32 protein-coding genes and 1 pseudogene are annotated in these 26,614 nt (G+C 42.5%); 26 read left to right on the plus strand and 7 right to left on the minus strand.

From position 1 onward, the window contains the following. Window positions 1-7: 7 nt before the first annotated feature. The 3 genes from ACSYSN_RS00840 (at window position 8) to efp (ending at window position 2,133) form a co-directional block, all read left to right on the plus strand. Window positions 8-481 (plus strand): GNAT family N-acetyltransferase, encoded by a 474-nt coding sequence (locus tag ACSYSN_RS00840; protein WP_491712395.1) that lies wholly within the window; start codon window positions 8-10, stop codon window positions 479-481. Window positions 482-524: 43 nt separating this feature from the next. After that, a complete protein-coding gene (gene coaA / locus ACSYSN_RS00845; protein ID WP_491712396.1) occupies window positions 525-1,439 on the plus strand; it encodes a type I pantothenate kinase in 915 nt (304 codons plus the stop codon). 121 nt (window positions 1,440-1,560) lie between these two features. Next, on the plus strand, window positions 1,561-2,133 hold the full coding sequence (gene efp, locus ACSYSN_RS00850) for an elongation factor P (RefSeq protein ID WP_491712397.1): 573 nt from the start codon (window positions 1,561-1,563) through the stop codon (window positions 2,131-2,133). 262 nt (window positions 2,134-2,395) lie between these two features. On the opposite strand, the gene ACSYSN_RS00855 is transcribed toward efp, so the two are convergent. The 5 genes from ACSYSN_RS00855 to ACSYSN_RS00875 form a co-directional block, all read right to left on the minus strand. Beyond that, on the minus strand, window positions 2,396-3,673 hold the full coding sequence (locus ACSYSN_RS00855) for a glycosyltransferase family 2 protein (RefSeq protein ID WP_491712398.1): 1,278 nt from the start codon (window positions 3,671-3,673) through the stop codon (window positions 2,396-2,398). Then, a complete protein-coding gene (locus ACSYSN_RS00860) occupies window positions 3,670-4,161 on the minus strand; it encodes a hypothetical protein (protein WP_491712399.1) in 492 nt (163 codons plus the stop codon). Before ACSYSN_RS00860 ends, ACSYSN_RS00855 begins: the two co-directional genes overlap by 4 nt. Before the next feature lie 419 nt (window positions 4,162-4,580). After that, window positions 4,581-5,030 carry a hypothetical protein gene (locus tag ACSYSN_RS00865; protein ID WP_491712400.1) on the minus strand — a complete coding sequence of 150 codons (450 nt, stop codon included), beginning with the start codon at window positions 5,028-5,030 and terminating at the stop codon, window positions 4,581-4,583. Between the two features lie 16 nt (window positions 5,031-5,046). Then, a complete protein-coding gene (locus ACSYSN_RS00870; RefSeq protein WP_491712401.1) occupies window positions 5,047-5,604 on the minus strand; it encodes a hypothetical protein in 558 nt (185 codons plus the stop codon). Between the two features lie 113 nt (window positions 5,605-5,717). Beyond that, window positions 5,718-6,374, minus strand: a complete 657-nt coding sequence (locus ACSYSN_RS00875) for a hypothetical protein (protein WP_317637658.1) — start codon at window positions 6,372-6,374, stop codon at window positions 5,718-5,720. A 60-nt stretch (window positions 6,375-6,434) separates the two neighbouring features. On the opposite strand from ACSYSN_RS00875, the gene yaaA reads away from it, so the two are divergent. From yaaA to ACSYSN_RS00950, 15 genes and pseudogenes are all read left to right on the plus strand, one after another. Beyond that, entirely contained in the window at window positions 6,435-7,202 is a 768-nt protein-coding gene (gene yaaA, locus ACSYSN_RS00880) for a peroxide stress protein YaaA (protein ID WP_491712402.1), read from the plus strand. Between the two features lie 58 nt (window positions 7,203-7,260). Continuing rightward, entirely contained in the window at window positions 7,261-7,860 is a 600-nt protein-coding gene (locus ACSYSN_RS00885; protein WP_491712403.1) for a histidine phosphatase family protein, read from the plus strand. 120 nt (window positions 7,861-7,980) lie between these two features. Further along, a complete protein-coding gene (locus tag ACSYSN_RS00890) occupies window positions 7,981-8,523 on the plus strand; it encodes a TetR/AcrR family transcriptional regulator (RefSeq protein WP_491712404.1) in 543 nt (180 codons plus the stop codon). Further along, window positions 8,523-9,584, plus strand: coding sequence for an ABC transporter permease (locus ACSYSN_RS00895; protein ID WP_491712405.1), 1,062 nt, complete (start codon window positions 8,523-8,525; stop codon window positions 9,582-9,584). Before ACSYSN_RS00890 ends, ACSYSN_RS00895 begins: the two co-directional genes overlap by 1 nt. Window position 9,585: 1 nt before the next feature. After that, the gene (locus ACSYSN_RS00900; RefSeq protein ID WP_491712406.1) at window positions 9,586-10,260 is read left to right on the plus strand and encodes an ABC transporter ATP-binding protein; all 675 of its coding nucleotides are present in this window, start codon (window positions 9,586-9,588) and stop codon (window positions 10,258-10,260) included. A gap of 456 nt (window positions 10,261-10,716) precedes the next feature. Then, window positions 10,717-10,938 carry a hypothetical protein gene (locus tag ACSYSN_RS00905; protein WP_491712407.1) on the plus strand — a complete coding sequence of 74 codons (222 nt, stop codon included), beginning with the start codon at window positions 10,717-10,719 and terminating at the stop codon, window positions 10,936-10,938. A 90-nt stretch (window positions 10,939-11,028) separates the two neighbouring features. Next, window positions 11,029-11,640, plus strand: coding sequence for a TetR/AcrR family transcriptional regulator (locus ACSYSN_RS00910; protein ID WP_491712408.1), 612 nt, complete (start codon window positions 11,029-11,031; stop codon window positions 11,638-11,640). A 142-nt stretch (window positions 11,641-11,782) separates the two neighbouring features. Further along, window positions 11,783-12,322: an NADPH-dependent FMN reductase gene (locus ACSYSN_RS00915; protein ID WP_317637666.1), complete on the plus strand. Its 540-nt coding sequence runs from the start codon at window positions 11,783-11,785 to the stop codon at window positions 12,320-12,322. Between the two features lie 12 nt (window positions 12,323-12,334). Then, the gene (locus ACSYSN_RS00920; protein WP_491712409.1) at window positions 12,335-12,883 is read left to right on the plus strand and encodes an NADPH-dependent FMN reductase; all 549 of its coding nucleotides are present in this window, start codon (window positions 12,335-12,337) and stop codon (window positions 12,881-12,883) included. Window positions 12,884-12,966: 83 nt separating this feature from the next. After that, on the plus strand, window positions 12,967-13,758 hold the full coding sequence (locus tag ACSYSN_RS00925) for a tyrosine-protein phosphatase (protein WP_491712410.1): 792 nt from the start codon (window positions 12,967-12,969) through the stop codon (window positions 13,756-13,758). A 12-nt stretch (window positions 13,759-13,770) separates the two neighbouring features. After that, window positions 13,771-14,694: an FAD:protein FMN transferase gene (locus ACSYSN_RS00930; protein ID WP_491712411.1), complete on the plus strand. Its 924-nt coding sequence runs from the start codon at window positions 13,771-13,773 to the stop codon at window positions 14,692-14,694. Between the two features lie 379 nt (window positions 14,695-15,073). Next, the gene (locus tag ACSYSN_RS00935; RefSeq protein ID WP_491712412.1) at window positions 15,074-15,997 is read left to right on the plus strand and encodes a hypothetical protein; all 924 of its coding nucleotides are present in this window, start codon (window positions 15,074-15,076) and stop codon (window positions 15,995-15,997) included. A gap of 94 nt (window positions 15,998-16,091) precedes the next feature. Next, a complete protein-coding gene (locus ACSYSN_RS00940) occupies window positions 16,092-16,466 on the plus strand; it encodes a hypothetical protein (protein ID WP_491712413.1) in 375 nt (124 codons plus the stop codon). Further along, window positions 16,463-16,894 carry a DUF1430 domain-containing protein gene (locus ACSYSN_RS00945; RefSeq protein ID WP_491712414.1) on the plus strand — a complete coding sequence of 144 codons (432 nt, stop codon included), beginning with the start codon at window positions 16,463-16,465 and terminating at the stop codon, window positions 16,892-16,894. Before ACSYSN_RS00940 ends, ACSYSN_RS00945 begins: the two co-directional genes overlap by 4 nt. Window positions 16,895-16,898: 4 nt before the next feature. Continuing rightward, window positions 16,899-17,528, plus strand: a pseudogene (locus ACSYSN_RS00950) (ATP-binding cassette domain-containing protein). 51 nt (window positions 17,529-17,579) lie between these two features. Here the strand turns inward: ACSYSN_RS00950 and ACSYSN_RS00955 are convergent. Continuing rightward, window positions 17,580-18,518 carry a C39 family peptidase gene (locus ACSYSN_RS00955; RefSeq protein WP_491712415.1) on the minus strand — a complete coding sequence of 313 codons (939 nt, stop codon included), beginning with the start codon at window positions 18,516-18,518 and terminating at the stop codon, window positions 17,580-17,582. Window positions 18,519-18,620: 102 nt separating this feature from the next. Then, window positions 18,621-19,154 carry a CvpA family protein gene (locus tag ACSYSN_RS00960; protein ID WP_317637674.1) on the minus strand — a complete coding sequence of 178 codons (534 nt, stop codon included), beginning with the start codon at window positions 19,152-19,154 and terminating at the stop codon, window positions 18,621-18,623. A 157-nt stretch (window positions 19,155-19,311) separates the two neighbouring features. Between ACSYSN_RS00960 and rsmG the strand changes: the two genes are divergently transcribed. The 8 genes from rsmG (at window position 19,312) to ACSYSN_RS01000 (ending at window position 26,613) form a co-directional block, all read left to right on the plus strand. Next, window positions 19,312-20,034, plus strand: coding sequence for a 16S rRNA (guanine(527)-N(7))-methyltransferase RsmG (gene rsmG, locus ACSYSN_RS00965; protein WP_491712416.1), 723 nt, complete (start codon window positions 19,312-19,314; stop codon window positions 20,032-20,034). Between the two features lie 18 nt (window positions 20,035-20,052). Next, window positions 20,053-20,895 (plus strand): nucleoid occlusion protein, encoded by an 843-nt coding sequence (gene noc, locus ACSYSN_RS00970; RefSeq protein ID WP_491712417.1) that lies wholly within the window; start codon window positions 20,053-20,055, stop codon window positions 20,893-20,895. A gap of 15 nt (window positions 20,896-20,910) precedes the next feature. Continuing rightward, window positions 20,911-21,690 carry a ParA family protein gene (locus tag ACSYSN_RS00975; RefSeq protein WP_491712418.1) on the plus strand — a complete coding sequence of 260 codons (780 nt, stop codon included), beginning with the start codon at window positions 20,911-20,913 and terminating at the stop codon, window positions 21,688-21,690. Further along, entirely contained in the window at window positions 21,668-22,555 is an 888-nt protein-coding gene (locus ACSYSN_RS00980; protein ID WP_317637678.1) for a ParB/RepB/Spo0J family partition protein, read from the plus strand. Before ACSYSN_RS00975 ends, ACSYSN_RS00980 begins: the two co-directional genes overlap by 23 nt. Further along, window positions 22,548-22,823, plus strand: a complete 276-nt coding sequence (locus tag ACSYSN_RS00985) for a DUF951 domain-containing protein (protein WP_491712419.1) — start codon at window positions 22,548-22,550, stop codon at window positions 22,821-22,823. The genes ACSYSN_RS00980 and ACSYSN_RS00985 overlap by 8 nt, the downstream gene beginning before the upstream one ends. Before the next feature lie 26 nt (window positions 22,824-22,849). After that, window positions 22,850-23,950 carry a redox-regulated ATPase YchF gene (gene ychF / locus ACSYSN_RS00990; RefSeq protein WP_491712420.1) on the plus strand — a complete coding sequence of 367 codons (1,101 nt, stop codon included), beginning with the start codon at window positions 22,850-22,852 and terminating at the stop codon, window positions 23,948-23,950. Window positions 23,951-23,959: 9 nt separating this feature from the next. Continuing rightward, complete coding sequence (locus ACSYSN_RS00995) at window positions 23,960-24,742, plus strand: DUF1129 family protein (RefSeq protein ID WP_491712421.1); 783 nt, start codon at window positions 23,960-23,962, stop codon at window positions 24,740-24,742. Window positions 24,743-24,888: 146 nt separating this feature from the next. Beyond that, window positions 24,889-26,613 (plus strand): ABC transporter ATP-binding protein, encoded by a 1,725-nt coding sequence (locus tag ACSYSN_RS01000; RefSeq protein ID WP_491712422.1) that lies wholly within the window; start codon window positions 24,889-24,891, stop codon window positions 26,611-26,613. The last annotated feature ends 1 nt before the right edge of the window (window position 26,614 follow it).

A 26,614-nucleotide genomic window follows, 5' to 3' on the forward strand; every position in this document is an offset into this window, starting at 1 on the left:
TATAATAATGCAAAAAGCTCCCACTAATTTTACTTTTAAAAAAATTTCTGAGATGTCCGGTCGTGAAGTCTTTTGTCTCGCCCGTCTGCGGGTTGACACCTTTGTGTGTGAGCAAAAAATCACGGACCCCGAGTTGGATGACCAGGACCTAGAGGCCATTCAAATTTTTGCACTGAATCGAGCTCAATCTAAGGCACTGGCAGTTTGTCGGGTGTTCCAAGAAGATGGTAAGTGGATGCTTGGTCGGGTCGCAGTTGCTCGTGCAGCCCGGGGACAGGGACTAGGAAGAAAGATGATGGAGCAAGTGCACGAGTATTTGAAGCAGCACGGCGTTGAACGGCTGTACTGTCATGCTCAATTACAGGCTAAACCATTTTATGATTTTCTAGGTTACAAAACGACGGGCGCTAACTTCTTCGAAGCTGGCGTCGAGCACGTCATGATGTATAAAGATTTAAAAGACTACAAAGCGCGTGAGTAGGTGATTTTAATAGTCACTGCTGAAAATATGAAGGACGAGGTTGATGAAGAATTACTTACAATTCAGTCGTGATGACTGGGCTCAACTTGCTACTAGTGACCAGGTCAAAATTTCGCCAGCGGAATTGGCCAAGCTTAAATCGCTGGGAGATGTCATCAATCTAACGGATGTACAGCAAATTTATGCTAGTTTAATTGCCTACATTGACTTGGCCTACCAGGAGAAGCGCGAGTTGCAGCAAAAGCAGCGCGTCTTTTTGCGGCAAAAAGTTGCAGGTGCGCCCTTCATCATCGGTATTTCTGGGTCGGTGGCCGTAGGCAAGTCAACCACTGCCCGCTTGCTGCAGGTGCTATTGAGCCGGACTGAGGCAGATTTGCAGGTGCATTTGATGACCACAGACGGCTTCCTTTATCCAAACCAGGAGTTAAAGCGGCGCGGTCTGTTTGATCGTAAGGGTTTTCCCGAGAGCTATAACATGGCCATGCTTAGTGATTTTTTAAAAGATGTGCTTAGTGGCAAGGAAGACATTGCCTACCCGTTATACTCGCAAGAGTTAAGTGACATTGTGCCGGGAAAATATGGTCATGTAAAGCGGCCCGATATTCTAATCATTGAAGGAATTAACACGCTGCAACTACCAACCAACGGGCAGATTGTTACCAGTGATTTTTTTGACTTTTCCATTTATATTGATGCGGCTGAAGACTTGATTGAAAAATGGTTTATGCAGCGCTTTGTACGGGTACTTGAACTAAATAAGCATAATCCCCAGAATTTCTATTATGAAATGGCCAATGGACCTCGCGGAGCTGCCCTGCAACTGGCTCAGGACACCTGGCAGATGGTCAACCTAGTCAACTTGCGTGAATACATTGCACCGACCAAGCAGCGTGCCAGTCTGATTTTGCACAAAACTAGGGGACATTTGATCGATCGGATCTACCTGAGACAATTTTAATTTGTTATAATTAGTGCTATGAAGACGATTTATTTACTATTAATCAAAAAATTCGCATTGCCGCCCGCGTGACTCTTTTTTGTTTTGGTTATTTTTAAGTAAAATTAAGGGAGAATAAACAATGGTACAGGCAATTAACTTAAAAAAGGGTATGGTTTTTAGTCAAGACGGCAAGATGATTCGAGTACTGAAGGCTAACCATCACAAGCCTGGCAAAGGCAACACTGTTATGCAGATGGACTTGCGTAATATTGAAAGCGGAGCGGTTGTGCATAAGACGATGCGACCAACGGAAAAGGTTGAATTAGTTGACATGACCAAGAAAAAAGCCCAGTTTTTATATAATGAAGGCGAAGTTTATACCTTCATGGATACAGAAACTTATGAACAATATGAAGTTACTAGTGAGCAACTCGGTGATGACCGCTTATATTTAATGCCTAATATTGACGTCCAGTTAGAATTTGCCAATGGTAGCAAACTACTTGGAGTTGAGCTGCCAGCTACGGTTACGATGAAGGTCGTCCATACTGAACCAAGTATTAAAGGCGCAACGGTTACCGGTTCGGGCAAGCCAGCTACAATGGAGACTGGCCTGGTGGTTCAGGTACCTGACTTTGTTAAAGACGGCGAAGAACTGATTATCAATACCAGCGAAGGTGCTTACAAGGCACGTGCCGAGAGCGGAAGATAAAACAAAATTTAAACACAAAAGAGCTACAATTTAAAATTGTAGCTTTTTTGTGTTGAGGCTGTTTAGATTAGGTTTTCAATGTGTACCTGATAATTAGTTTACTTTTTTGCCAGGTGGTGATTTAAATTGGAGCGCTGCCAGAACATGTCTCTTCTGGTATCAGCCTTTAATTTAGAAATGAGAGATTAACTAGTCATTACCAACTATAAAATGGCCCAGTGTTTGGGTTAGTTAGCTATTGGAGTTGAAGTCATCAAATATATCATACCCGATTTGGACTATTCCAAGTTCCTGATCCTTCATGTCGGATGGTATAAACAGCCGGTATAAAGCTAACTACAACGGTCAATGAATTAATTATCCACCACCAGATGATATAGAGGGGCGCAAATAGTAAATAACGGAGCTTGCTGGCTTGATTATCGACAATTAAGGCAACAGCTAATTGGATTACGGCTGAGATTATTCCAAAACTGAGAAATACAGTTGCTTGCGAAAGGATGTAGGGTAGATTTCCCGTACTAATGTTTAGAATAATTAAGACAATAGAGGCAATTATTGATATCCAGAAGAAAACCGCCCATAGAATACTGAAAGTTTGATCAAAAAACATGAGGGTTTGTCCGATATTAGCAAAGGGATGACACAGTACTTTCTTGAAGTTGGTCAGCCAAACTTCAATTCCTCCTTTAGCCCAACGCTTACGTTGAGCATAGAGGGCCCCTGCCGTTTCGGGAACCGAAGTGTAAAAGGCAATATCAGGAGCAAATTTTGCAAACCAACCATTCAACTGTTGGTCCCACGCTGCACTGATATCTTCGGTAGCCCGGTCTTGTCGAAATAATCCGACATCCATGACGGCGCTTTTACGGTACATCGTGTTAGCGCCGCTGTATGCGTAGACACCGCCGAACACTCCTTGTTCTACACGCTTAATGATTCCCACAATACTCGAGAATTCAACCGTTTGTGACTTGGTAATCAGTTTAGTCCGGTTTAAAACATTCATGTTGGCGGTAATTGCAGCAATATTGTCGGCACCTTTTTGAGTAAAGTAACGGAGATATTTTTGCAATGCGTCTGGTTCAGGGACAGTGTCCGCGTCATTACTTAAGATAAATTCTCCCCGTACAAAGGCTAAGGCCACATTAAGGGCGTGAGCTTTGCCTTTGTTACTTTTGATGCGAATGACACGCAAGTTTGGATACTTTTCTTGCAGCTTTTGCAGGATGAAGGGTGTGCGATCAGTTGAATAATCATCAACTACTAAAACTTCATAATTACTATAGGTTAATTCGGTTAGCATATAGGTAACAGTAGCTTCGATGCAAACTTCTTCATTATGTGCAGGAATGACAATTGAAACCAGGGGCTCGTCCTGGTGCGCAAATTCTGGATACTTCTGCTTGTTCCCCTTGTAAAGATACTTATAGCATACGGTACCGACTAACCAGGCGATTGAACCGAGAATAGGATAAGAAATTAATATCCAGAAAAGAATGTTAAGAATAATACTGCAGATTTGCCATAATTGGCTCATTGGTCGACCTCATTTAATTCAAATAAGTTTTGAATATAGTTATTGTCAAAATTTTGGTTACCTTCAACTTGATAAAAGTGTGCTGCTTGCCTCTGGGCCGTGTCGCCAAAATGTTGCTGGCAAGCTAATTCAACCACGTGTCCGCGCCGGCTACGCATCATTGACCGATTTGTTTCTTTTTGCGCAACTGCATGTTTGAAATGGAGGTTATTCCAAATGGTAACAATAATGAAAAAAAACGTGATAAAAACAAAAAATGTTCCAAAAAACAGCGCTAAAAATTTCACCAGCTTAAACTCGTCACTGAAATAGGCAATACCCAATTTATGGGCTAGTTGCTGGTTACATAAAGGTAAAAATACCCAAAAAACAGGAAAGAAAATGATCATCCAACTAACTAATGCAAGGATAGTTTGTCGTATTTTTAAGGCTTGATGGCCACTTTGAAAATATTTGTCTGAAGTCAATGGTGATACGCTATGCTTCATTATTATTCTTTCACTTCTCTCTTAAATTTAAGTATTAGCAACCCTTTTGGCTGCTAGTGTTTCCTAATCAGTCATCATTTAGGAAAAATTCGCAGTCAACGCTATTTGATTATTACTGAATCTTAAATAGCTTGAACATTATTGCAATTTTAAATGAAAACAGATAACTACCTAACTTAATGTACTCTGTTAAACCTTTATTCTATTAAAATTTTCTAACTATTGCAATGATAATTTAGGGCGATTGGGACTTAATAAAGATAGTGCCAGTAGAACTATCTGAAATGAGCTTAGGACTGCTGAAGTAGGTTAGCGCAATATTTGCTATTCCTTATTTTGGGACTGTGGTTTTTTAAGCTTGCTGGGAGCGATAGGCTCGCCAAAAGGCAGTGTGGGTAGTTTAAGCAAAAGCCAGGTGACTAGGGGATAAATGCCGGTTTTAAGCTGGCCCAAGACAGAAACCAGAGCAAGCAGGAACGGACAACTTTGGTGTAATAGAGAATACGGTTGGTTTGCACATCTTTGGCTGTTTTTACCTTGAAGTAGCGAATTTCTGCAGTAGACGAGAGCGACGAAGCTTCAGATATATTATTGCCAGGTTGATTTTTAGGCGGAGTAAAAAGACTAGTCATAGCTGCAGTCGTAGTTGGCCGCTTAGCCGAAGTACTTGCAGAAAATAATTTACGAGCATCGCTGGTAGTTTTGTGGTGAATTGCATGATGAATTTTGCGCTGGGGATGAGCCCAGCCCATTCCCCGTTTCTCATAATTTGGGATAAGTGCTTTTTTAATCGTTCTAGTAGTGCGTCCTTTGGTTTTGGACGCGATTGTTTTTTTGAGACTGGGCTTGCGTAAACCAACCTTAACCATGGTGTGTTCCTCCCGCCTAGTTTTCCCACTTGCAAGGGGTGTAGCCCTGTGCAAGTGCTTGTCCTAGTGTCATTTTGCTGATGTTTCCGTGAGCCCGACTTAAACCGCGACAAGATGGGGTATAATGGTACCTGCTACCAGAGGTCGGAGCAACATAAACTGTTCGACTATTCCGGTCATTAGCAGCTATCTGTTGCTTTTTTTGTTTTGGTTGCCTCTGCTGTTGTCTTTGGGATTTTTTTCGGACTTTTTGGTTAGCAACTAGATGTCTTTGCGTGGCGCGAATTTTGCTTTCTTGTGCTTTTTTCTGTGCTAGCTTCTTTTGAGCTGCTTTTTTTGGTGTTTTCTCTAGCAGCTGCTCTTGCTGGGCTTTTTTGGTTGGCTTTTTTTCGGTTAGGTCCTTAGTATGCGCTTTTTTGGCTTGCTCGCTGCGTGCTATCTTGCTAGAGCGCGGCGCCGCAGCTTGGGAACCCTCAGCGTTTGACGTAAATTGGCCCCGATTATTCACTGCGATAATGACGGTGGTAATTAACCAGAACCACCACTTTTTATAGAACGGTTTCTTATACTTCATCTTATTGCTCCTTCAGTTTTTTCTTATCTTATTGTAATTACAGGACATCGGAGTGTCAATGCCTTTATCCTGGTTTCAGTAGCAATAAAAAAGCGGGGACAAGCCCCGTTTTCTTAATATTTTGTTGCAATAAGATCATCTTCCTGGCGGTGCTCCTGGATACGCACAATCTGCCAGATTAGATTGTCAGGCGGCATGGCACCTAAGTTGATGGTTAAGCTGCCATCCTGATAGTCAAAGTCTAGTTCTGTCCGGTTGTCAACCAGTTCAATGCGATTAGGCGCTTGTGCCATACCGGTAACTATAACTTGGGCAGGCACTGGACGATTAACAAATAGATACTTTTGATAGTGCATATGTCGATTCTGTAAGACAAAACCATGGTTGGCAACAAGTGAGCTGGGCTCACTCTCATTAAAGGCATGACCAAAGCGATGCATCCAGCGGTTAACTTGGTCGAGCAGAGCCTGTGCGCTTTCAGACAAGGTCCCATCTTCACTAACGGATAAGTTAATAATTGTTTTTTGGCCGTCCTTGCGCTGGTGCACCATGTGGTCAATGACTTTGTCGGCAGTTAGTTCTTCTCCTTGGTCTTCATCTACGAGTGCAATGACGTACTTATTGCAAGCTTGTTTGAAGTCGGCTCGTCGGTCATTTGTTGCAACAGCTCGGGCCCCGATATTCCGGGCCGTTTTGACCAAAAGATCGACATCTACATCTTTTCCGGTTTTTAGTTTAAAATTTAGAATGACAGCAAAGTCAGGATTCATTAGTTCTCTCCTTAGTACGTTTAGTATTAAGTTTAACGCAAAAGGTGGAAATTACGAAAGATGAAAATTATTATCTCACCCGCAATGAAAATGAAGGTTGACCGCGAATCTTTTCCGGTTAGGACTAAGCCGCAATTTATCACGCAAGCAAGCGCATTGGCAAGTTTTCTTAAGCAGTGTAATTTGGCTGAACTGCAACAGATTTGGCAGTCCAGTGAACGCATGACTAAGGAAGGGCAAAAGCAAATTAGTGCGCTTAAGCTGGCCCAAACCACCGGGCTTACGCCCGCAATTATTTCTTATTCGGGTATTCAGTACCAGTATATGGCGCCAGATCTGTTAACCAGTCCGGCCCTTGATTATTTGCAGCAAAATGTCCGCATTCTGTCTGGCTTATACGGACTTTTGCGGCCCTTTGATGGCGTCTGGCCGTACCGGTTAGAAATGAAGAACAAGGTACAAGGATTTAGTCAGCCTAACCTGTACAAGTTTTGGGGCAGCAGCCTAGCCGACACTTTATTTAGTCAGGATGATGTGGTCATTAACCTGGCTTCTAAGGAATATTCACGGAATATCACGCCTTTTTTGACGGATGCTCGCCAAATGATTAAGATTGATTTTCAGGAAGAACACACCGGCAAATGGAAGACAGTTGGCGTCCACGCCAAGATGGCTCGCGGTGAAATGGTCCGCTTTATTGCGGCAAACCAACTAACCAGACCGCAACAGTTACGCGACTTTAATGACTTTGGTTTCGCATATAATGAGGAACATAGTACATCAGATACTTATGTCTTCCGAACGAAGTTTGACTTTAAGCGTCATTAATAAGCAATAAAGTAAAATGGTTATTAACAGTAAAAAAATTAGCTAAAGTGAGGTTAAGATGGAAATTGTGTTTGTTCGCCATGGCCAGACAGATTTGAATAAGACGGGTCGTATCCAGGGATCATTGTTTGACCATGACTTGGATGCAGAAGGGCGTGTCGAGGCAGAAAAGGCGGCAGCCAAGTTCGATCCGTCCAGTTTCGAAGTGGTTTTTTCTAGTCCGATGACTAGGGCACTGACGACGGCCCGGCTTTTTGTTAAGGGTCAAAAGGAGATCATTGAGGATCAGCGACTAATTGAGTTTAACTTCGGTGAATGGGACGGGGAGTTTTTGCCAGAACTGGGCAAGCAGTATCCCGATGCAGTTGACCCGTGGGGTAAGGCAGCAGCCAATTACGTTAAGTATGCGCCCAGTGGTGAGACCTTTGAGGATTTGCATGAGCGGTGTGGCAGTTTTCTAAATGAGCTGCAAGCAAAGTATCCCAAACAAAAAATCTTAGTGGTCTGTCATGGCACTTTGATCCGAATGATGTTCGCTCATTATTTTACCAATGGTAATATGGATTACTTTGACACGATTAATAATTGTGCTTTGGCCAAGCTTTCATATCTTGATGGCTGGCCGCGAATTAATTATTATAATCGGGTGTTAAGTTGATCCGATTGCAAGGCTCTACAGGAGCCTTTTTATTTTACACTGATATTTTAAGAATACTTTTTGTTTGACGATTTTTTCAAGCAGACGTATTCTTGTCTAGGTGACACGGTGTCACTTTTTATGAAAGAAGGTGTCAACAAAATGGTAAAAGCAACTTTTACTAACTTGCCCGCGACAAAGAAAGCGTTAGTCCAGTCGGCCTTACTTAGAGAATTTAGCAACTATCCTTTGCAAAAGGCGCAGGTTGCTCGGATCGTCAAGGACGCCGGCATTGCTCGCGGGGCTTTTTACAAGTACTTTGATGATTTGCCGGATAGTTACCAATACCTCTATCAGTGCGCTCTTAAGGAGATTCATGCTCATTTAAAAATCGGGCCAATTTTTGATCCAAAACTGTTCTACCAAAGTGTAGTGCAATTTATTGAGCACACACAATCCAGTAAGTATGCCGAGCTGATTAAGATGCATGTCCTCTACAATGAAAGTGTAGTTGCCAAGCCATTTTCTAATGACGCCTCGATTGAATTGAGTCCGCAAAATTGGAGCGCGATGGTGCTCAGTCATGCGACAATCCACATGGTGCTTGAAAATCCAAGGCAAAAAAAGGCAGTGTTGTCACGGTTTAAAGCAGGACTCGAATTGTTAGAAAAGGGAGCAAATTAGTGTTTTTAGCAATTAAAGAAATAAAACGAGAAAAACTGCGTTACGGATTAATCATCCTGATGATTTTTTTAATCAGTTACTTGATTTTCGTCTTGTCATCACTTGCGGTTGGCCTAGGCAGCGAAAACACCCAAGCAATCGAATCATGGCAAGCTAAGCAGGTGGTTTTAAACAAGAATGCTAATGTCAGCATGAGTCAATCAGTCCTTTCTAAAGACGATCTCAAAGCTGCCAAGCTTACTAAGGATGAGGCGCTAGTCGGCCAGACTCCAGTCGTGGTTAAGGATAAGCAGCGGCCCCAAATTTCAGCCCAATTTATTGGTATCAAGCGCAGTCAGTTTATTTATCAAGAGCAAGAAGTAATTGCCGGGCGAAAAGCCAAGGGTGGCAATGAAGTGGTAGTTGACCAGGCCTTTCAGACCAAGGGTTATCACTTGGGCGACAAACTTGAATTGAGTGGTTCGAAGCAAAAGTACCGGATTACCGGTTTTGTTAAGAATGCTAAGATCAATATTGCTCCAATTATTTACGGGACACTTACCAGGTGGAAGAAGTTGCGGCAGGGAATGCCAGATTTGCTGGCTTCAGCAATTATTTCGCGCCAGCCAGCGTACCACTACAATCACGAAAACAGCAAGACCTATCCCATTAAGCAATTTATTAACAAATTACCAGGTTATACTGCTCAAAACATGACTTTTCAACTGATGATTGGCTTTCTCTTCGTCATTTCATTAATTGTTATTGCGGTCTTTTTGTACATCTTGACCATGCAAAAACTGCACAACTATGCGGTAATGCGTGCGCAGGGAATTCCCAGTTCAACCCTCGTCAAAGCGACGGTCAGCCAGTCGCTTATTCTGGTTGTGTGCGGAGTTGTGATTGGGCTGTTAGCAATGTGGGTTACAGCCCGAGTGCTTCCGGCAGCGGTGCCGCTGAGTTTTACTCCGCAAATCATCGTTAGTGGTACGGCTGGCATGCTTTTAACAGGGTTTATCGGTAGTTTGATTCCGATTAGGTCAATTTTGAAAGTAGACCCGGCAAAAGCGATAGGAGAATAAAATGGCAGTGCTCGAATTAAAAAATGTGCAAAAAAAATATGGTACTGGTGCGGCTGAGGTTGTAGCACTTGACCAGATCAACTTTAAAGCTAATGAAGGCGAAGTGGTTCTAATCATGGGACCGTCTGGAGCGGGTAAAAGCACCTTCTTAACGGTTGCCGGCTCGTTACAAAAACCATCCTCCGGTCAGGTTAAAGTTGATGGCAAGAATATTGCTGAAATTTCGCCAGCAGAAAGTAATAATCTACGGCTACAAGAAATCGGTTTTGTGCTGCAAACATATAATCTGGTGCCTTTTTTGACTGTAGAAGAACAGTTTGAACTGGTGCGACGCGTCAAAAAGACTGGTAATCTTAATGATGCAGCCCTAAAGAAATTGCTTGCGCAGCTCGGCATCACTAACTTGGTTGACAAGTATCCAAGCGCATTATCAGGTGGCCAGCAGCAACGTGCAGCAATTGCCCGGGCGCTCTATGCTAATCCGGAAATTCTACTTGCAGATGAGCCTACGGCCTCGCTGGATAGTAAAAATGTCGATGAGGTGGGGCAGTTATTTAAAGACGTGGCCAAGGACTATAATAAGGTCGTTATCCTAGTAACCCATGATCCGCGGCTGGAACAATATGCAGATCACATCTATGAAATGATGGATGGTAAAATGACTAAAAAGCGATAATTATTGAATGGATAAAAAAGCGATAATTATTGAATGGATATATAATAAATTAGAAATAAAAAAACAGTAGGGTCTATTTTTGTCTTAGCAAGATTAAATAAGAACTGCTGTTTTTTCTTGCTAAGTGTTATTTTAAGAGTGGCTTAAAAATTGATACAAGCATTGACAGTCGCACTTTAAAGGCAAAACTAATAATGATTTTCAGGGGATGAAAAGTGTTTGGGTCTTGACAAAGGGACTTAAAATTTACTATCCTAACACTAGATAATAATTGTTATTTTTTGATTTAATAACCGGGGTCTTGGCCACATTTGTGGTTTAAGTCTGGTCTAGTTAAAGTGATAAAAATAACCGTTAGTGTAATGCGGATTTGCTAGTGCAGTCAGTAGCTCTATGAAGGTTAGCTCGGCTAGACGCAAAGGATATCCAACTAATTTTGAAGATGGAGTATAAGTAATGAATGAACTTCCTAAGGATAAAACTATTGAATTGTCAACGGATTATCAAAATCAACGGATCAATCTCAACTTTTCCGATGATTTAACTGATGATCGCGAACGCGGCTATATCTTGTCTGCGGCGTTCTTTTCCTACTGTGCGGCGCAAGGCTTGAGCAAGGATGAGGTAAGTGACATGGTTTCATCATATTATGATGAGTTTTTAGACAGTAATGCATAAGCAGTTACTGTAACTGTTGTCTAATGATGTTAGTTTTTGTGCTTGGTTAAAGCAAGAATTAATAAGTGAAATGACAGATAGGGATTTGACATGGCGAGAAGAAAAGAAATAGGAAGAAACAAGATTTTAAACATTGCCTACAAAATGGTCGTCAAGGATGGGGTTGAAAGTCTTACGGCCCGCAACATTGCTAAAGTGGGGCATTTTTCGACTCAGCCCTTATATCTTGAATTTAACAACATGCATGAATTGCGCAAGGAGGTTTTGCGCAAAATCGCAGATAATTTAAAGAATAATATCCTGCAAAAGAAATATACTGACAAACCGTTAATTGATATTGACTTATCCTATATTGAATTTGCCCAGGAGCACGAGAACTTGTTCCGAGCAATGTTTGTTGATGGGAAATTGGGTAGCGAAATTATTTCAGACACCTTAATTACGTTGGGAATTGAAAAGTTTAAGGAGCAATATCAGGACACCGGCTATAGTGATGAAAAAATCAAAAGTATTGTCACTGCTAATTGGATTACCGCCATCGGTATTGCCTCTTTGATTGTTAATCGCATTGCTACCTTTTCACAGACACAAATTGTCAATGTCTTGACTGCCCAAATTAACGATGCAATTTTGAATGATTGGCTGAGTAAAACTGGTAAAGTTTCTATTTTTGATAATGTTACTGGAAAGGGCAAAAACTAAAAAAACGCGTAGAAGCGGGCGGGATATGCCGCCTGCTTTTGTATATTTAATTATCAAGATGGATAAAAAGCAAGTTTATGTCAAATGCTCTGAATGATGCTATAATCAGGTTAGAAATTAGTTTTCCGAAAGGTGGTTTTTTATGAAAATCCTTGCATTATCTGGCTCAAATGCCAATAATTCATTTAACGAAGCGTTGCTTAAGTATATTACTAAGCATTTCGCTGCTAAGTATGACTTTAAACTGGCTACTGTTAAAGGTATTCCCATGTTTAAAGAAGGTGAAAGCATTCCTGCAGCTGTCCAAACTCTGGCACAAGAGATTGAGGACGCGGACTTGGTGTTGATTGGTTCACCAGAACAACAACACTCAGTAACCAGTGCAACGAGTAGCGCACTTGAGTGGCTATCATCCGACATTCACCCATTTAAGGGTAAACCAGTTGCACTTGTTTCAACTTCACCAATGCCTCAAGGTGCTGCGCGTTCCCAAAGTCGCTTGAAGAGTCTGTTGACTGCTCCTGGTTTTGGTGCTGTAGTCTTTAATGGTGATGAGTTTATGATGGGTACCGCACCGGCACAATTTGATGACAATGGTGACTTGAAGGACAAGTCAACGATTGAATTCTTGGGCCACTTCTTCGATGAAGTTGACGAGTGGTATGCACAAGTTACTAAGTAAGGAGGACCAAGAATGAAATTATTAGCAATTGTTGGTACAAATGCACCTTTCTCATATAATCGTTTCTTAGCGCAATTTATTGCTAAGCATTACAGTGACAAGGCTGACATTGAAGTAAAAGAAATTGATCAGTTAACACCTTTCTGCAGAACGGAAATGGCTGATGATTCAATTAAGGCTTGGATTGAAGACATTAAGAGTGCTGACGGCATCGTTATTACAATCCCAGAATATGATCACACTGTTCCAGCTGCCCTGAAGAGTAGTCTTGAATGGCTTGGTTCACACGCTGGTCCAAATGTGATGAAGATGAAGCCAGTTGCTGTTCTTGGTGCGTCATTTGGCGGCCAAGGTTCTAGCCGTGCGCAAGAAGATGTTCGTGAAATTTTACTTTCACCTGATATGAGCGCAAACGTTTTGCCAGGCAATGAAGTTTTGATTGGTCAAGCTCCAGCTAAGTTCAATAAGGAAACGGGTGAGTTAACCGATGATGCAACGATCAAGCAGATAGATGGTTTGATGGATGCTTTCATTAAATTTGTTGAGCAAGCAAACAAATAAATTTTTGCTAGTTTGACTAGCAGAGAGTAAAATAGCCGGATAGGAGAACTGTCCGGCTATTTTGTTTTAGAAAGGATCTTGGCATGAGTGACCCTCTTGTTTTACCAGTGAAGTCTGTTCGCAACCCACGTGATCTAGGTGGCTACCGCGGCCTTAATGGCCGCAAAATCAAGTTGCATCGCTTGTTGCGGACCGGGAATATCAGCAGAATAAGTCCTGAAGACGAGCGCTTTTTGCTTAAATACGGCTTGACCAAGATTATTGACCTGCGTTCTCCTGCAGAATGCCGCCAAAATCCAGATAAGGCGCTAGCGGGAGTTGACCACTATGCCTATCCTTTGTCAGTCGAAGATAATACGGGGGATAATGGACTGGACGTGAGTGCTGAATTTGCCGAGTATCGCCGTGACCAGTATGCCGGTTTGCAGATGATGTGTCAGCGTTATCGCCAACACATTATTGCTGAAGCGTCTCAGGAAAATATGCATCGCATTATTAACTTGCTAGCCCACACGAATAGCGGGGCAACGCTTTACCACTGTTCAGAAGGTAAGGATCGCACGGGTCTAGTGACCGTCATGCTTTTACATATTTTGGGCGTGAAGATGGAAGAGATTAGGCGAGACTACCTTTATTCCAACTGGCTGCTCAATGACTACCGGGCAGAACGTGATCAAAAGTTCAAGCAGGCTGGCGAAAACGACCGCTTCCGCGCCAATATACGGGTTTTGGGGTCAGTAGCGAACGTCTTCTTAGATACCAGTCTGATTACTATCAATGAGAACTTTGGTGGACTTGACGCGTATATTGTTAATCAGTTGCAGCTTAGTGAGCAAGTTCAGGAAGAACTAAGAGCCAATTATTTGGAGAAGTAGGAATAAACGGAAATGATTGAAAATTTAGCATTAGAGCAAAAAAGCGGCCAGCACCACGCTCTGGGTACGGATATCACCCTGCAGATTTTTGGTGCGCGCGATCAAAAAATCATCGACCAGTCTTTTGACTTAATTGATCATTACGAAGACCTCTTGACGGTCAATCGGGATAAGTCCGAGGTAATGAGCATCAACCATGCAGCCGGAAAAAAGGCGGTGCAAGTTTCGAGTGGCACCTACGACCTAGTTAAGTTAGCGGTGAATGAGAGCCGAGCCAACTTCGGCTTTAACGCGTTAATTGGTCCCGTCGTTAAGTTGTGGTCAATTGGCTTTAAAAATGCCCATGTACCTACAGCCGCACAAGTCAAGGAAAAGATGCAGCTCATTGACCCCTTCAAGGTTGAGTTAAACGATCAAAACCAGTCGGTCTGCTTGCAAGAACCGGGGATGGAACTTGATCTGGGCGGTATCGCCAAGGGTTGGATTGCCGATCGGATCCGTGACCTTTGGCAGGCTTATGGTGTGCACGCAGGCATTATCAACTTAGGCGGCAATATTTTGCTAGTAGGGGATTCACCTAAAAGATCAAGTGGCCAGTGGACAATTGGTGTGCAAGACCCTAAAGAACCGCGCGGCAAAAACATTGCGTCCGTGATGGTGCCGCAATGTTCTGCCGTTACCAGTGGAACGTATGAACGTTATCTGGTTGTTGATGGGAACAAGTACCACCACCTGATCGACCCGCGTACTGGTTACCCAGTAGAAACTGACTTAGCGGGTGTAACCACCTTTACCAAGGATTCAGTTGAGGCCGAGATTGAGTGCAAACGTCTCTTTTTTGCGGGACATCCGCTGCCCCAGTGGCATGATGATTCTGATCGCATTGGTGCCGTTTTTGTTTATAATGATGAACACGTTGAATACGATAACTTTTAAAAAATAGTACCTAAGACCAGCTTGGTGGAATGCACGGGGTTGGTTTTTTATTTGGGTGAATTTTTCTGGCAATTTTAAGATAGCTAGCTAAGAAATCGCTTGCTCAAATACTATATGTATGATAATTTGGATATATAAAATCAGCTTAAAACTGATTCATGCAGGTTATTTTTATTATTTAATGGTTATTAATCACATATGTGGCAAGGAAGTGATCTTATCAAAAAAACAGTTAGTCTTTTTCTAATGTTAATGATTTTACTAGCAGGATTATTGGTAATTAACATCTACCAAACTAAAGACCAAGAACGAATTGAAAAAATTGAAGAGACCGCTAATTCTTACAAAATTTATTTAGCTAATTGCCCACGTACTGTAAATGAAGGACTGCCTTCCCTATAGTAAGTTTTTTGTCAAAAACAACAAGTTTAACCTATTCCCCAGTAAATCGACCACTTATGTTCAAGGTAAAGATATTCCTGTGTTTTGGGGGAGTGAGCGGATAAAGTTACAAAGCTTAGATAACTTTTTTGGTAATGATGACAAAGCACTGGATGGAATTTACACGGTCATTGGCAAGGCTAGTTGTCGAAGTAGAGTTATTAGCAAGTTAGCAAATTTCTTTAATACCAGTAAAGCTGACTTACTAACCCCTAAAGTATACTCGCAAAAGGAATACTTCAACCGGACGCTTTTTATCTATCTCGTTTTATTTTTGGCACTGGCACTGCTGGTACTCCTGTCTATCTGCTCAATTCCACTGACCAGTGTCAAGCAGATTGGTGTTTATAAACTGCTGGGATTTTCCAATCAAGGCGTGATTTGGCAATTGTTTAGGTTACCACTAATGGCAGTACTTAGTGCTAGTTTGATTGTTGATATTGGGATTAGCTGGTTTTTTCTTTATCGACCTGCTGGCTTTGTCATGTGGCTGTTAATTGGCCAACTAGTTGTTGTTGGGATTTTTGTTTTGGCTGTTTTAGTTGCGCTCACCTTAATTAGGAGTATTAGGATTATTACCTTATTAAAGCAGGGTATCAACTTTAACTTAGGAACGGTAATCATACTATTCTTAAAGACTGCTACAGTTGTTTTGACCACGGTACTCTTAATTGACGGGATTGCCAATATTAAAGAAATTAATGAAAAAAACAGTCAGTATGACAAGGTGGTCCGCATGAGCAGTTTCCTGACGGTAGAGCGAACTGATTTGGTTTCTGCTGAAGCAGTTAGGAATGATGATGTCCGTAATGGCAAGAACGAGGCCGAGATAGGAACGTTTTTTAATGAGTTAGAACAGTGATCCTTACTTTGTTGCTGGAGACATTATTAATCCGCAAAAAAATTGGGCTCGCTTTCAGGTTAATGATTGGTTCTCGAGTAAAGACCGTTATCAGGTGGTTCGGGTCAACCAAAATTATGTTAAGAGCCTAAAAATAGATGCAGGCACAGGGAAGAAAAACACCTTCTACGTACCCAATGAGCTAAAAAAGGACCACAGTAAAGTAAGTAAGCTGGCTAAGTTGTTGGTTCTTAACCGCTCAGATAAGCTAACTAAGAAGTATTTGGCAAAGAAGCCAGTGCATCTTTCTTATTACCAAACTACACCTGTAACTCCAGTTTTCCTCAACGACCGGCTAAAACTTTTTAAGCGTCCCATCTATGAACTGATTGATTCACACCACCTGGATAGCTGGAGCAAGTCACAATTATTGACTTCGGGTTTAAGTAATCCGATCGAATTAAGAATAATCAGTACAATCGGGCCATGATTAAACACTTAGCTCAAGTTAATCTGAAGGGTATTAGGGTAAAGTTCTCATTGGCGAGTTCACTGGCTAGTGTTGCAACTAAGTGGTCAAGATTGGGATTACTTCTTGTAGTGATTTTGTTGGTGATTGCCTTTTCTATCTCACTAATCGTTTCGGCCTTTACGGCGATTCTGTGTTTCAGAACCAATAGTCTGAAGTTGGCTATTTTGCGACTATTGAGCTTTAGGACAGTCGATCGTTACAAAAAAATCGTGAGTTTTGTTATTAGTTTGTATGCAGTCCAAATCGCTATTGCTTGTTTTTGGGGTAGGTTTGCTTGGGCGCTATTGCTTGGCGTGGCTCTAGCTGGTATCGACCTGTTGCTGACGCTAGCCATTTTCACGGGTCAAGAAAACAAAAATATTGTGCAGAGTTTAAAGGGAGAGTGAGCCGATGATTGAAATCAAACACTTGTCTAAGACTTTTGGTCGTAAGGTCGTCTTTCAGGACTTAAATTTGAAAATTGTTCCAAAAGAGATGGTGGCCGTTATGGGACCTAGCGGGAGTGGAAAATCAATACTACTAAATATTATGGGGTTAATTGAAACTTTTGATTCAGGTAGCTATAGCTTTGATGGCATGCGCAATATCAAGCCCAATAGTAGACTGGCTGGCCAGTAAATCCGCGAAAAAATTAACTATATTTTTCAGAACTTTGCTCTGATTGATGATCAAACTGTGGCTCAAAATCTGTCCTTGGCGCAAAGATATATCCGCCAAGATAAGAAAACTAAAGTAAAACAAGTTGACCATGCTTTGAAGCGGGTAGGTCTTGAAAAATACAAGAAGAGTAAGATTTTTGAACTTTCAGGTGGCCAGCAGCAAAGAGTTGCGGGTGCCCGGTCCATGATCAAGCCAAGTCGGTTAATTCTGGCGGATGAACCGACGGGATCTTTAGATGAGCATAATCGTGATATTATTTTAACAGAGTTGAAGCAGTTGAATACTATAGGCAAAACATTAGTTATTGTTACCCATAATCCGGTGGTAGCCAGTTATTGTTCTAAAGTTATTGAGTTATAAAAAATACCATCCAGATAAAGTTGATCCGGATGGCATTTTTATTTTAAAACTTTATTTAATAGTTAGTGCTTTGTGGCAGAATTCCTTTTGAATAGCGGCTTTTGCTACCCAGGCAATGGCGCCGTGGTCGTATTTCATGTTTTTGCCACCAGTTCCAGCCCCGTCATTACGGGAATAGTAGAGTGGGTCATAGACCAGGAACTTACCCTGCTTGTAACCAGTGATTACCTTGCAGTGGTTACGCTGGTTGTCACCGGCTTTTTGATAAGAAGAAAAGCCATAGTACAAAACGGGTTTACTGCCTTGAACATACATCTTCAAGTCATTGACAGTCAGCTTTTTGCTAGAGACGTTGATAATATTCTTCCCCTGCGGATAAGTCCGAGCATATTTAGCGAGAGCGCCGGGGCTAATCACGTAGCCAAAACCGATTCCGGTGTAAACATTACCCTTCTGACCTCCCTTAGTTGGCTGCATTGGCAAGTGGTTTTGAATATTTTGAAGCAAACCAGTCGTGATTTTTTGGCCTTGCGATCCTAGTAGCATTGCCATTGCTGCCCCGGCACAGCCCCATGGCGCCTTAACTGGTGCATACTGGCTAACGTAAGGGGTATCAACTAACTTTGCCTGGTTAGGGGTAGCTACCGCATTTTTGTTGAGATAGCCAATGGACGGGCTGCCTTTTTTGTTAATCCAGTAATATTTTTTACCATTGTAAGTGAAGGTGCGGTTAACGTTGAAGGTTTGGTGGAAGTAGTCTTGGCTGGTTTTTTTACTGGCAAAGAAGCCCTGATAAATGCCGTAATTCTTTTTGACAATAGCTACTTGAAAAGTTTTGACTTTTTGGGCTTGTGGCAGGACTTGCTGCGTTCCAGCGGCGCCGGAATTATTAGTATCAGCCTTGACCACACTTGCAGTGCTAGCTGATAACCCTAGTACTAAAGCGGTCCCTAGTATAATAATTTTTTTAAAAACGTTTTTTTTCTCCACTTTTTCCTCCTCAGTTGTTTAGACTGTATTCATTACGAGGCTAGTTTACTACAAAAAAGAAAAAATAACGAATTTAAATAATTGTCCAGTTAAGGTTAATTCTTAAGCAGCTGTCCGGCTGATACTAAAGATGCTGTTAAAAACGCCGTTAGACAAGCCCGGAGTGCTGTAAATGATGAAACGCAAGAAGGAAGAATCTAGTGTCTGTTGGATGAACCAGGCGTTTTCTAAAGCATTGAGCATCGACAGGATGATGTAGACGAAGAAGTAGCTGGCAAAAAAGGCGACAATAGCACCTAAAGTTCCATCCAAAATAGTCCCAAAGCTGGAGCGCGGCTTGCGGGCGGGCAGCCAACTCTTAAAGATTTTGCTGATCATTTTACCTAAAAATAAAATAACAAAGAAAGCTAAAAAACGGAAAATCATTAAATTGGTGCCCGATGGCAGTGTTGTCTGGACGTCTTGGCCAGTTACTTGGCTATAAAGAAAGTTACCGACCGGATTTTGGAAGAGGATGGCAGCAATGAAAATAATTGCTGCAAAAATCAAATTGGTAATTAGTCTGGTAAAACCTGTTTGGTAACCCCGATAAGTTTTTAAGGTCAGGTAGGCGATGACAATTAACGTAACAATCATGTTTTTCTCCTTTGACGATATTATAGCGTATTTTGGATATTTAGACTTTGACGGCAGTCAAAAAATATTTCATAATTAAAGAGATGTAATGGCTTTACAATAAGCCATTTTTAGCGTTAAATTGAAAGAGTGTGAAACAAGGTTTCACGGGTGAAAAATGAATCCTGAAGATTTTGTCCAAGAATTGTCAAAGCGTAATTTTAAGTTATCTGAACCACAAATCAAGCAATTTAACCAATACTTTACCAGTCTCTTGCTGGCCAACAAGCAGGTTAACCTCACGCGGATAACGGCTAAGGACGATGTTTACCTCAAGCATTTTTTTGATAGCCTCACACCGCTATTCACCTTTGGGTCAGTCTTTGAACCTGACAGCACGCTATGTGATGTTGGTGCTGGTGCTGGCTTTCCATCAATTCCGCTTAAATTATTGCGGCCAGATCTCAAGGTAACTATTGTTGATTCATTGGGCAAGCGACTGCACTTTTTACAGGACCTGGTTGACCAACTAGGGTTAACCGATGTCAAGCTAGTTCATGGCCGTGCTGAAGATGTTGGTCAAAATCCGACCTACCGCGAACAGTTTGATCTGGTGACGGCGCGCGCAGTAGCTAACATGGCGGTTTTAAGTGAATATTGTTTACCGTTAGTTAAGCTAAAGGGCTATCTGTTGGCCCTTAAGGGACCGAAGGCGGCCAGTGAATTAACTGAAGCGCAAAAGGCAATTACCGTGTTAGGTGGACAAATGCGACAGCAGGAGGAATTACGTTTACCTGGCAGTGAGGAGGAGCGAACTTTGATTTTAATCCAAAAAGTTAAGCCGACACCGAAGAAGTACCCCCGGCAAGCAGGAACGCCACACCGTAAACCGATTCATTAATACAGAAGGAGAAGCAATATGTCATTATTTTCTTCTTTACGGCACCATGAAGAAATTCCTCAAGATAAACAAATTAAAGAACTTGAACTGAGCAAGATTAAGCCCAATACTTATCAGCCGCGGCGGGTATTCTCAGATGAATCAATCCGTGAGTTAGCGTCGACGATTGACAAGGAAGGGCTCTTGCAACCGATTGTGGTTCGCGAAAAGGGCGAGAATTACGAAATTATTGCTGGTGAACGCCGCTTCCGTGCCGTCCAACACTTAGCCTGGCCACGAATTCCGGCAATCATTAACAACATGAGTGATAGTCAGGCGGCCTCACTAGCGCTAATTGAAAACCTGCAACGGGAAAACCTTAACCCAATTGATGAAGCGCAGGCTTATAACAATTTGATGAAGTTGAATAATTTGACACAGACTGCGTTGGCGCAAAACATCGGCAAGTCGCAGTCATATGTGGCCAATAAGTTACGTCTGCTTAAGTTAACGCCTAAGGTACAAAGTTATCTAGCAAGCGGAGAGATTTCAGCGCGTCACGGACGCTGTCTGGTTGGCTTAAGTGAGAAAGACCAGGGGCGCGTTTTGGATGAAATTCTAGCTAATAATCTGAATGTCAATGATACCGAAAAGATCGTTAAGGACATTGATGGCTATTTTGCAGAACAAGAAGAAGCAGCAACAAAACCTAAAGATCGCACTAAACGGGCGGTCAATCGCATTCCCAAGGACTTAAAAGTTCAAATCAACACCATTAAGCGGGCTGTTGAACTAGCCAAAGAATCAGGAATTAAGGTCAAAGTGAAAGAGAATAATAGTTCAGATGACTATACCATCACAATTGAACTAAAGAGAAAGTAGGAAGGCATGGAGAATATGGTAAATGTAATTTCGGTTGCTAACCAAAAAGGCGGTGTCGGAAAGACAACGACCACTATTAACTTGGCCGCGTCGATTGCTAATCGCGGCTACCGCGTACTAATTGTTGATATTGACCCACAAGGTAATGCAACTTCGGGACTAGGAATTGAAAAGGCAGAGATTAATCAGGACGTCTATAGTGTTTTAATTGATAGTGTGCCACTGAAAGATACGATTTTTCACACCACAACTAACCGATTGGACCTAGTTCCGGCAACGATTAACTTGTCGGGGGCGGAAACGGAATTAATTAGCATGATGGCCCGTGAAACGCGACTTAAGTCGGCCATTGATACGGTCAGCACGGATTATGACTTTATCTTTATTGACTGTCCACCTTCCCTAGGCCAGTTATCAATCAATGCCTTTACTGCTTCAGATGCGATTTTGATTCCAGTTCAAAGTGAGTATTATGCTATGGAGGGTTTGAGCCAGCTGCTCAATACCATTCGTTTGGTCCAAAAGCACTTTAACAAGGATCTGGGCGTTGAAGGGGTCTTAATGACCATGCTAGATGCACGCACAAATCTGGGTGCTGAAGTAGTTAAGGAAGTGCGGTCATACTTCCCTAACAAGGTTTACAAGACCATCATTCCGCGCATCACTAAACTCGCCGAAGCGCCAAGTTATGGCGAGACGATTACCGAATATGCACCCAATTCACGTGGTGCTGAAGTATACGATGATTTGGCTAAGGAGGTATTGAAGAACCATGGCAAGAGACTCAAGAAGTAATGACACAAAGAAAAAGGGTGGCTTAGGACGAGGCATTGAAGCTCTCTTTGAAGATGAACCACAGGTTGAAGAAGCCGAAGAAGAAATTCAGGACCTTGCCCTCGATGATATCCGCCCCAATCCCTATCAGCCCCGAAAAACTTTTGATGATAAGGCACTCAAAGAATTATCCGACTCAATTAAGGAAAATGGGGTCTTTCAGCCGATAATTGTACGTAAGTCGGTTAATGGCTACGAAATTATTGCGGGTGAGCGGCGTTATCGAGCCTCCAGAATGGCTCAAAAAACTACGGTGCCTGCAATTGTGCGCGATTTTAGCGAAAGCCAAATGATGGAGATTGCGGTGCTAGAAAACTTGCAACGTGAAGACTTGACTCCGCTTGAAGAGGCGCAGGCTTATGAGATGCTGCAAAAGAATTTAGGCTTGACCCAGGAGGAAGTTTCTAAGCGGATGGGTAAGTCGCGGCCATACATTGCTAACTACTTGCGCCTGCTTACTTTGCCAAGTAAAACCAAGCACCTTTTGCAACATGGTGAATTGTCGATGGGACAGGCTAGAACTTTGTTAGGTCTGAAGAACAAGGACAAAATTGATGATGTGGCTAAGCAGGTGGTTAAGGAAGGAATGCCGGTGCGTAAAGTCGAAGCACTGGTAGCTAGTCTTAATTCCAAGAAGCCACAGAAAAAGAGCACACACAAGTCTGCTTTTATTCGTGCTAGCGAACACCAATTAGCTGATAAACTAGGTTCAAGCGTTAATATCTCAGAAAATAAAACCGGTAGCGGCCGCCTTTCGGTCAGCTTCTCTTCGGTTGACGAATTGAACCGCATACTTGATATCATGGGTGTTGATCTCGATGAATAGGGACATAGTATATGGTCTTGCGGATACCGTCTTGATGAAAAAACCACACGCCTGCAAGACTAACAACTGGGAAGTCTTACGTCTTGGTGCTGATATTCGGTTGAAGTGTATGGGCTGTGGCCGAATTGTAATGATGCCGCGGGCTAAGTTCACCCACAATTTTAAAAAAATACTGACTAAGGCCAATGATCCAGTTAACGTTAAAAATGAGTTTTACGTTGGCAAGGAAGATATTGTGCAGGCCAGTTTAAAACGAGCTAATGAGTAGTTTTTAGGGAAAAGAAGAGGATAAAGATGTCATTAACAGCTGGGATTGTCGGCTTACCTAACGTTGGTAAGTCAACTTTATTTAATGCAATAACCAAGGCCGGGGCCGAAATGGCCAACTATCCATTTGCAACCATTGAACCTAATGTTGGCATGGTTGAGGTACCGGACCAGCGCTTGAGCCGGATTCAAGCGCTCGTTCCGGCCAAAAAAATTGTGCATACGACCTTTGAATTTACCGATATTGCAGGTTTGGTCAAGGGTGCCTCCAAGGGTGAGGGGCTAGGGAATAAGTTTCTCGAAAATATCCGCCAAACTGATGCGATTATTCATGTGGTGCGTGCCTTTGATGATGACAATATTACCTCGGTTACTGGTAAGGTCGATCCGGAAGAAGATATTAATACGATCAACTTGGAACTGACGATTGCTGATCTTGACGCCGTTAACCGCCGTATTAATAAGGTTAAAAAGATTGCCCAGCAAAACGACAAGGAGGCCAAGGCGGAATACAGTGTCTTGGAAAAGATTAGGCCGGTTTTAGAGGAAGGCAAAGCGGTCAGGTCAGTTACCTTTACTGAGGATGAACAAAAAATTGTCGACGGGCTCTTTCTACTGACGGCTAAGCCAGTAATTTATGTAGCCAATATTGCAGAAACGGCAATGGCAGATCCTGAAGGTGACCAATACTACCAAACTGTCAAACAGCATGCAGCTAGTGAGCATGCTAGCTGTCTCGGTATTTCGGCAGCTACTGAAGAAGAGATTGCTGGTCTTGATGACGACGAGAGAGCAGAGTTTTTAGAAGCAGAGGGCGTGTCCGAATCCGGGCTTGACCGGTTGATTAGGGCAGCATATCACCTCTTGGGTCTGCGCACCTTCTTCACGGCTGGTGGACCGGAGACCCGGGCTTGGACCTTCCACGAAGGGATGAAGGCCCCACAAGTTGCAGGGGTCATTCACTCCGATTTTGAGCGTGGCTTTATTCGGGCAGAAGTTGTTTCCTTTGCAGATTTGGATCAGTATGAAACTATGCAAAAGGTCAAGGAAGCCGGCAGATTACGCCTTGAAGGTAAGGATTACGAGGTTCAAGACGGCGACATTATTGAATTTAGGTTTAACGTTTAGGGAGAGATAATGGCTGAACAGAAAAACGAACAAGAAGCAAGGGTCGATAATAACAAACAGGAAAAACTGAAAGAAAAAGTCGCCAGTCATAACCAAGAGGCGGAAATCCGACAAATGACGCCTGCTGATTTACGTAAGCAGTTGTCCAATAAGAATACCGATTATATTTTTCGTTTACAAAAGGAGTTAGAAGAGCAGGGGCAGCTAAGCGTCGAAGAGGCCACTGGACGAGTAGACGCACTGCTACCAGACCTGCTAATCGCCCAACGCCGCGGTCAACCAGCGAGCACCTACTACAATATGCCGCCTAAGCTAAAGGCGGCTGATCTATTAATGCCAAAGAAAAAGACGGCAGCCGATATCCCTTTCTGGCAGTATGCGGTTGATAGTGCCCTGCTATATGTGGCAATCTTTGTCGGAATTTTTGGGGTAATTGGTCTTTTTCAACCTAATGCCAAGGAAAATCCGCAAATGGGAATTACGACTCTGGTGATTGTTGGGGCCGTGATGGGTGTCTTTATGACCAAGTACAATGAATGGGTTCTACCAGCTGATAGTAAAAATAAAAAAATCCCTTGGTCTAAGTTACTGCTGGGCATGGGCGGAATGATCCTGATTTTATTGGCTTGCTTCAGCATTCTCTCACTGCCAGCCTTGCGGGTAATTAATCCCATCTTACCAGGTACAGTTAACGTGGTCATTTCGGCTGTAGCCTACGGAATTCGGTGGTATTTTCGCCGGCACTACGAGATTGTGGGCTCGGTTTTCACGCCATCGTCGAGAAGCAAATAAAGTGTTTTTTGTCAAGAGGAGCGTTATACTTAAATAACTATATTTTAAAAAGGATAAATAAATTTAACAAAATTTATTTATCCTTTTTATGAGCATTGCAAACAGTAAAATGAACTTGATTTGACTTACATAGAAAGAGGTATTTAATGATTAGCACACTGCGTAAATCGATTAGGCAGTATAAGAAATTATCATTGTTGTCGCCATTACTAGTTATAGGTGAAGTTATCATTGAAATGTTAATTCCTTATTTGGTTGGTGTTTTGATTGATAACGGAATTATGAAGGGCGACATGCCCTACATTATGAAATCGGGCCTAATTCTGCTGGTGATTACTATCGTTTCACTTGTTTTGGGTGCTGCTGCCAGTTATGTTTCGGCTCACGCTGCTGCAGGTTTTGCAGCCAATCTGCGCAAGGACATGTTTTACCGGGTCCAGGATTATTCCTTTGAGAATATCGATCGGTTTTCTAGCGCCAGTCTAGTAACGAGAATGACGACTGATGTTTCCAACGTTCAGATGGCCTACCAAATTCTCATTAGAATTGCGGTGCGTGCACCAATGATGTTGATTGTCTCGGTAATTATGTCGCTTATTATCAGTCCACGTCTTTCTTTGATTTTTGTGGTTTTGGCTCCTATTTTTGTCTTGCTGATGGCGGTAATTATTAAGGCTGCCAGTCCTTACTTCCCGAAGATCTTTAAGGGTTATGACCGCATGAATCAGGTTGTCCGTGAGAACATTCGCGGCATTCGTGAGGTTAAGACTTACGTTCAGGAAGATGCTCAAACGACCAAGTTTAAGAAGTCATCGGGTTTTATCTACAAGTTGTTTTCAACTGCCCAAAAAATCATGTCACTTAACGCGATGGTTGTTATGGCCATCTTGAATATTTCCAACTTGACCATTTGTTGGTTTGGCGCTAAGGAAATCGTCGGTGGCAGTCTGCAGACCGGTCAGTTGATTTCCATGTTTTCATATTCAAATTCGGTTTTAAACAGTTTGAACATTTTAGCGATGATCTTCACGCAACTGGTTATTTCGACCGCTAGTGGTCACAGAATTGCTGATGTAATTACTGAAAAGCCATCAATTGTGAATCCGCGCAAACCGCTTGAACATGTTACTAATGGTGAAGTGATTTTTGATCATGTTAACTTTAAGTATGATCCCGCTGACAAGAATCTGGCCTTAAGCGACATTAATTTGAATATTAAGCCAGGAGAGACGCTGGGAATAATAGGACGAACTGGTTCTTCAAAGTCGACACTGGTAGCAATGATTCCGCGCCTTTATGACACTGATTCTGGGGCAGTGAGAGTTTCAGGTCATAATGTTAAGTCCTATGACTTGAAGACGCTGCGTGATAATGTGGCGATGGTTTTGCAGAACAATGTGTTGTTTTCCGGTACAATTAAGGAAAACTTGAAGTGGGGTAATGAAAATGCGACTGATGAACAGGTCATTGCCGCTGCTAAGATTGCCCATGCTGACGACTTTATTCGTGAGATGCCCGACCAGTATGAAACAATGGTTGAACAGGGCGGAACGAACGTTTCCGGCGGACAAAAGCAACGCATTACCATTGCTCGCGCTTTGCTCAAGAACCCGAAAATTTTGATTTTGGATGATTCGACTTCTGCCGTTGATACTCACACTGAACGAGAAATCCGTGAGTCGCTTGCCCAGGACATGCCGGATACGACCAAGATTATTATTTCGCAACGAATTGTTTCGATTAAGGATGCTGATCGCATCGTTGTTATGGATGAGGGTAAGATTCAGGATGTTGGTACGCATGATGAATTGATGAAGCGTAATGATTTGTACAGTTCAATTGCCAAGTTCCAAGAAGAGCAGAAGAAGTAGG

The sequence above is a fragment of the Lactobacillus sp. ESL1191 genome (assembly GCF_058504435.1).

Coding starts and splice junctions, on each gene's coding strand:
- ACSYSN_RS00915 (WP_317637666.1), top strand. CDS start 11,783: ATGAAAATCCTTGCATTATCTGGCTCAAATGCCAATAATTCATTTAAC.
- ACSYSN_RS00995 (WP_491712421.1), top strand. CDS start 23,960: ATGGCTGAACAGAAAAACGAACAAGAAGCAAGGGTCGATAATAACAAA.
- ACSYSN_RS00925 (WP_491712410.1), top strand. CDS start 12,967: ATGAGTGACCCTCTTGTTTTACCAGTGAAGTCTGTTCGCAACCCACGT.
- ACSYSN_RS00920 (WP_491712409.1), top strand. CDS start 12,335: ATGAAATTATTAGCAATTGTTGGTACAAATGCACCTTTCTCATATAAT.
- ACSYSN_RS00985 (WP_491712419.1), top strand. CDS start 22,548: ATGAATAGGGACATAGTATATGGTCTTGCGGATACCGTCTTGATGAAA.
- ychF (WP_491712420.1), top strand. CDS start 22,850: ATGTCATTAACAGCTGGGATTGTCGGCTTACCTAACGTTGGTAAGTCA.
- ACSYSN_RS00960 (WP_317637674.1), bottom strand. CDS start 19,154: ATGATTGTTACGTTAATTGTCATCGCCTACCTGACCTTAAAAACTTAT.
- noc (WP_491712417.1), top strand. CDS start 20,053: ATGTCATTATTTTCTTCTTTACGGCACCATGAAGAAATTCCTCAAGAT.
- ACSYSN_RS00860 (WP_491712399.1), bottom strand. CDS start 4,161: ATGAAGCATAGCGTATCACCATTGACTTCAGACAAATATTTTCAAAGT.
- ACSYSN_RS00890 (WP_491712404.1), top strand. CDS start 7,981: ATGAAAGAAGGTGTCAACAAAATGGTAAAAGCAACTTTTACTAACTTG.
- ACSYSN_RS00885 (WP_491712403.1), top strand. CDS start 7,261: ATGGAAATTGTGTTTGTTCGCCATGGCCAGACAGATTTGAATAAGACG.
- ACSYSN_RS00900 (WP_491712406.1), top strand. CDS start 9,586: ATGGCAGTGCTCGAATTAAAAAATGTGCAAAAAAAATATGGTACTGGT.
- ACSYSN_RS00930 (WP_491712411.1), top strand. CDS start 13,771: ATGATTGAAAATTTAGCATTAGAGCAAAAAAGCGGCCAGCACCACGCT.
- ACSYSN_RS00875 (WP_317637658.1), bottom strand. CDS start 6,374: ATGAATCCTGACTTTGCTGTCATTCTAAATTTTAAACTAAAAACCGGA.
- ACSYSN_RS00840 (WP_491712395.1), top strand. CDS start 8: ATGCAAAAAGCTCCCACTAATTTTACTTTTAAAAAAATTTCTGAGATG.
- rsmG (WP_491712416.1), top strand. CDS start 19,312: ATGAATCCTGAAGATTTTGTCCAAGAATTGTCAAAGCGTAATTTTAAG.
- ACSYSN_RS00980 (WP_317637678.1), top strand. CDS start 21,668: ATGGCAAGAGACTCAAGAAGTAATGACACAAAGAAAAAGGGTGGCTTA.
- ACSYSN_RS00855 (WP_491712398.1), bottom strand. CDS start 3,673: ATGAGCCAATTATGGCAAATCTGCAGTATTATTCTTAACATTCTTTTC.
- ACSYSN_RS01000 (WP_491712422.1), top strand. CDS start 24,889: ATGATTAGCACACTGCGTAAATCGATTAGGCAGTATAAGAAATTATCA.
- ACSYSN_RS00910 (WP_491712408.1), top strand. CDS start 11,029: ATGGCGAGAAGAAAAGAAATAGGAAGAAACAAGATTTTAAACATTGCC.
- ACSYSN_RS00975 (WP_491712418.1), top strand. CDS start 20,911: ATGGTAAATGTAATTTCGGTTGCTAACCAAAAAGGCGGTGTCGGAAAG.
- ACSYSN_RS00935 (WP_491712412.1), top strand. CDS start 15,074: ATGAAGGACTGCCTTCCCTATAGTAAGTTTTTTGTCAAAAACAACAAG.
- yaaA (WP_491712402.1), top strand. CDS start 6,435: ATGAAAATTATTATCTCACCCGCAATGAAAATGAAGGTTGACCGCGAA.
- ACSYSN_RS00865 (WP_491712400.1), bottom strand. CDS start 5,030: ATGGTTAAGGTTGGTTTACGCAAGCCCAGTCTCAAAAAAACAATCGCG.
- coaA (WP_491712396.1), top strand. CDS start 525: ATGAAGAATTACTTACAATTCAGTCGTGATGACTGGGCTCAACTTGCT.
- ACSYSN_RS00870 (WP_491712401.1), bottom strand. CDS start 5,604: ATGAAGTATAAGAAACCGTTCTATAAAAAGTGGTGGTTCTGGTTAATT.
- efp (WP_491712397.1), top strand. CDS start 1,561: ATGGTACAGGCAATTAACTTAAAAAAGGGTATGGTTTTTAGTCAAGAC.
- ACSYSN_RS00945 (WP_491712414.1), top strand. CDS start 16,463: ATGATTAAACACTTAGCTCAAGTTAATCTGAAGGGTATTAGGGTAAAG.
- ACSYSN_RS00905 (WP_491712407.1), top strand. CDS start 10,717: ATGAATGAACTTCCTAAGGATAAAACTATTGAATTGTCAACGGATTAT.